This window comes from Algoriphagus jejuensis (assembly GCF_039523455.1).
Lineage (GTDB): Bacteria > Bacteroidota > Bacteroidia > Cytophagales > Cyclobacteriaceae > Algoriphagus > Algoriphagus jejuensis.
On the sequence record NZ_BAAAFI010000017.1, the window covers coordinates 1 to 722 of the forward strand.

Consider the following 722-nt stretch of genomic DNA (forward strand, 5'->3'; position numbering starts at 1 on the left):
CACCTTAGATTTATGCACTGGACTATTCCAAGTTTTTGGAGTATTCAAAAAGTCAGTAAATTCTTTTGGTTAAGAGGGAAACAAGCGACTCATCTACGCCCAGGAATAAGATTCGTCCCTCTGCTCGAAGCTTGCTTCCCCTCTGAACCCAAGGCCTGTATAAGAGCTTGTCAACGTTAAGGTTATTAGGTTCCGGTTCAGATTCTTAACCTCCAGTTTTATTGTCCATTTTAAAATTACAAAACATCATGGAATTTGAAAACTTCATTGGAATCGACATCAGTAAAGACACTCTTGATCTTGCATTAGCTACTAAGGATGGTGTACTGATCGAGTTGAATCTTAAGAATGACCGTCAGATTATTGAGAGAGCATTGAATAAGTTGAGAAAGGAAAGTCAGATAGAATGGGAAAGGACACTGATTTGTGCAGAACATACCGGACATTTTGGAAACAAGTTAATTGATGTATCAGTCAAACTTGGACTCAAATTATGGATGGAGTCTGCTTATAAAATCATTCATTCCCAGGGGCTGATTAGAGGGAAAAATGATCGAACAGATGCCCTGCGAATTATGGAATATGCCAGGAGATATCAGGATAAAGTGACGCTGCTGACTCCTACACCCAAAAGTATCGAGCTGTTAAAACGCCTTTCGGCTGAAAGAGACCTGATTGTTAGGGATTTGGCAAAATTCAAGTCGCAGTTAAAACAGGAGGTA

At 39.8% G+C, this 722-nt stretch carries 1 protein-coding gene; it reads left to right on the forward strand.

The features are described from left to right. Nucleotides 1-248 precede the first annotated feature (248 nt). Nucleotides 249-722, forward strand: a 474-nt coding sequence (locus ABD031_RS13255) for an IS110 family transposase (protein ID WP_343852234.1), incomplete at its 3' end; no start/stop codon positions are given.